Origin of the sequence: Burkholderia sp., assembly GCF_018375725.1 — a bacterium.
Lineage (GTDB): Bacteria > Pseudomonadota > Gammaproteobacteria > Burkholderiales > Burkholderiaceae > Burkholderia.
In genome coordinates this window covers 1-3,659 of sequence record NZ_JAHACR010000373.1, presented here as the reverse complement: position 1 = coordinate 3,659, position 3,659 = coordinate 1, and the positions used below count along the sequence as shown (strand labels likewise).

Below are 3,659 nucleotides of genomic sequence, written 5' to 3'. Positions count from 1 at the left end.
CCGATCGCGGTCCGCATCTCGTCGGCGATGATGTCCGCCTCCGGCCCGATGATCACCTGCACGCTGCTGCCGCCGCGCTTGAGCACACCACGCGCGCCGGCCGTCTTCAGCGCGGCCTCCGACACCTTGTCCGGATCGACGACCGACAGGCGCAGACGTGTGGTGCACGCGTCGACGACCGTCAGGTTGTCCGCGCCGCCGAGCGCCGCGATATAGCGATGCGCGCGCGGCACTGCCGCGCCGGCGGCCGGTGCGGCGACGCCGCCGGATGCCTGCGGCGCGGCCGGATCGTCGGCGGATGCCGGTTCACGGCCCGGCGTCGCCATGTTGAACCTGCGGATGAAGAAGCGGAACAGCCCGTAGTAAACAACGCCGTATGCGATCCCGAGCGGAATCGCATACCAGCCCTTCGTCGACAGGCCGTAGTTCAGCACATAGTCGATCGCGCCCGCCGAGAACGTAAAGCCGAGCTTCACGCCGAGCAGCTGGCAGATCGCGAGCGACAGCCCCGTCAGCACCGCATGGATCACGTACAGCACCGGTGCGAGGAACATGAAGCTGAATTCGATCGGCTCGGTCACGCCGGTCAGGAACGACGTCAGCGCCATCGAGAGCAGCAGCCCGCCGACCATCGCGCGGCGCGCCTTCGGCGCTTCGTGCAGCATCGCGAGGCACGCGGCCGGCAAGCCGAACATCATCATCGGGAAGAAGCCGGCCATGAAGCCGCCCGCGCTCGGATCGCCCGCGAAAAAGCGATGCAGGTCGCCGTGCACGAGCTCACCCGTCGCCGACGTGAAGTTGCCGAACACGAACCAGGCCAGCGAGTTGAGGATGTGGTGCAGCCCCGTCATGAGCAGCAGCCGGTTCAGAAAGCCGAACACGAACGCCCCGAGCGCACCGGCTGTCGTCAGCCATTGGCCGGCCGTATCGATCGCGTGCTGGACCGGTTGCCAGATGTAGCCGAACAGGATGCCGAGCAGCACGCAGACGAGGCCGGTGATGATCGGCACGAAGCGTTTGCCGCCGAAGAATGCGAGATAGTCGGGCAGCCTGATGTCCTTGAAGCGGTTGTACATCAGCCCCGCCGTCACGCCCGCGATGATCCCCGACAGCACGCCCATGTTCAGCTTCGGATCGATGTCCTTCATGACCGCGGTTTCGATCAGGTAGCCGATCGCGCCCGCAAGCGCCGCAACGCCGTTGTTGTCCTTCGCGAAACCGACCGCGACGCCGATCGCGAACAGCAGCGGGAGGTTCTCGAAGACCGTGCCGCCCGCGTCGGCAATCATCTTGATGTTGAGCACGTCCTGCTGGCCGAGGCGCAGCAGGATGCCGGCCACCGGCAGCACCGCGATCGGCAGCATCAACGCCCGGCCCAGGCTTTGTATCCTCAGAAACGGATGCCCGTTCATTCAGTCCTCCAGTCCTTGTCTCGTATCGATCTCATTGCTTTCTTGTTGAAGCGGCCTCCATGCCGAAGCCGCGTGCGCATCCGGCTGCGGCGTTCAGTCGAACGGCCAGATCTCGCGGCTGGCAGCCCTGACCGCCTGAGCCGAATCGAGGGCGAGCAGATCCTGCGCGCGCAGACGGCACTGACGGTAGTCGAGGCGGCGCACGCGCGCCTTGATGCCCGGCACCGATACCGGATCGACCGACAACTCGGTCACGCCGAGGCCGATGAGAATCGGCACGGCGAGCGGATCGCCGCCGAGCGCGCCGCATACGCCGACCCACTTGCCGTGCTGCTGCGCGCCGCGCACCGCGATGTCGATGAGGCGCAGCACCGCCGGATGCAGGCCGTCCGCCTGCGCGGCGAGATCGGCCTGGCAGCGGTCCATCGCGAGCGTGTACTGGGTCAGGTCGTTGGTGCCGATCGACAGGAAATCCGCCGCTCGCGCGAGTTGATCGGAAAGCAGCGCCGCCGACGGCACTTCGACCATCACACCGACTTCGACCGGCTCCGTGCGGCCCATTTCGTGCGCGAACATGTCGATGCGCTTGCGCAGCCGCACCAGCTCGCCCGCATCGGTCACCATCGGCAGCAGGATGCGCACCGCACCGAACGGCTTCACCGCGAGCAGGGCCTTCAGCTGATCGTCGAGCAGATCCGGACGCACCTGCGCCAGACGGATGCCGCGCAGGCCGAGCGCCGGATTCGGCTCGGGCGGCAGCGTCAGGTAATCGACTTCCTTGTCCGCGCCGACATCGAGCGTGCGGATGATGGCGGTGCGGCCGTGCAGCGCGTCGACGATCGCCTGATAGCTGTCCCGATGCTCGTCCACCGTCGGCGCCGCCTGCCGGTGGATGAACATCAGCTCGGTGCGCAACAGGCCGATCGCATCCGCACCGTTGTCGACCGCGACGCGGGCGTCGTCGAGCGTCGCGATGTTCGCGGCGACTTCGATCGCCCGGCCGTCGGCCGTCGTGGCGGCTTCGCACGCGGTGCGCCGGTTCGCGTCGCGCACGCCGGCAAGCCGCCGGCATTCGAGCCGCGCGCGCTCGACGTCGAGTGCGGACGGCGCCTGTTCGAGACGCCCCGAGCTCGCATCGACGACAACCTGCGTGCCGTCCGGAATCGCATACAGCGCGTCGCCGACCGCGACGAGTGCCGGAATGCCGAGCTGGCGCGCGATGATCGCCGCGTGCGACGTCGCGCCGCCGCGCGCCATCACAAGTGCGGTCACGCGTTCGCGATCGAGCGACGACAGGTCGGACGGCGTGAATTCCTCGGCGGCCAGCACCGCCTCGCCCGGCAACGCGCGCACCGTGCCGCCCGCATGACCGAGCGCGCGCAGCACGCGCTTCTCGATGTCGCGCAGGTCCGCCGCGCGCTCCGCGAGCAGCGTGTTGTCGAGTTTCGACAGCGCGTCGATCTGTTCGCGGATCGTCGCGCGCCATGCGTGGCCCGCGCTCTTGCCGAGGCTGATCAGGTCGCGCGCCGCATCGATCAGCGTCGGATCCTCGAGCAGCACGCGATGCACCGCGAAGATCCCGGCCTCGCCGACCGAACCGCGCTGCGAGGCGCGGCGCACGGTTTCGTCGAGTTCCGCATCGACGGCGGCGAGCGCCTTGTCGAGCATCCGGCTTTCCGCCGCGGGCGTGCCGCTCGCCTGCTCGGGCGGCGTGATGTCCGCATCGCCCCAGTGCACCAGCGTACCGATCGCGATGCCCGGCGCCGCGCACACGCCGGCGAGCATGTTCGGCGCGAGCGGTGCGGCAGCCTCCGGCACGGCCGGTTGCGGTGCAGGCGACATCGTGCGTGCCGGGGTTTCCTCGGCTTCGCCATGCGCTTCGCGCAGCAGTTCGCGGGCGACGGCATCGACCGCCTGCTGCGCCTGCACGCCCCGGCCGACCAGTTCGATCGTCGCATGCTCGCCGGCGCAAAGACCCAGCAGGCCGACCACGCTTTCGATCGGCGCCTTGCGGCCGCCGAAGTGCACTTCGACGCGTGCGTCGAAACCACGCGCCGCCTCGCGCGCACGTGCGGCGGGCCGGGCATGCAGGCCGCCCGGTTGCGTCAGCACGATCGGACGGTGCGCTTCGGTCGTCGCACCCGCGCCCATGCCCGTGCCCGCCCCCGTGCCCGCGCCTGCCTCTGCGTCGCGCTTGGCGCGCAACGTCAGCAGCACCGACTCGCCCGCGATCACGACGCCGCCCGG

General features: G+C 69.3%; 2 protein-coding genes. Both read right to left on the bottom strand.

Annotation, left to right across the window (positions count from 1 at the left end; genetic code table 11):
- A partial coding sequence (gene nagE, locus KH616_RS22930) for an N-acetylglucosamine-specific PTS transporter subunit IIBC (protein WP_292252190.1) occupies window positions 1–1,412 on the bottom strand: 1,412 nt, incomplete at its 3' end.
- Between the two features lie 93 nt (window positions 1,413–1,505).
- On the bottom strand, window positions 1,506–3,659 hold a 2,154-nt coding region (ptsP, locus tag KH616_RS22925; protein ID WP_292252189.1), incomplete at its 5' end, for a phosphoenolpyruvate--protein phosphotransferase.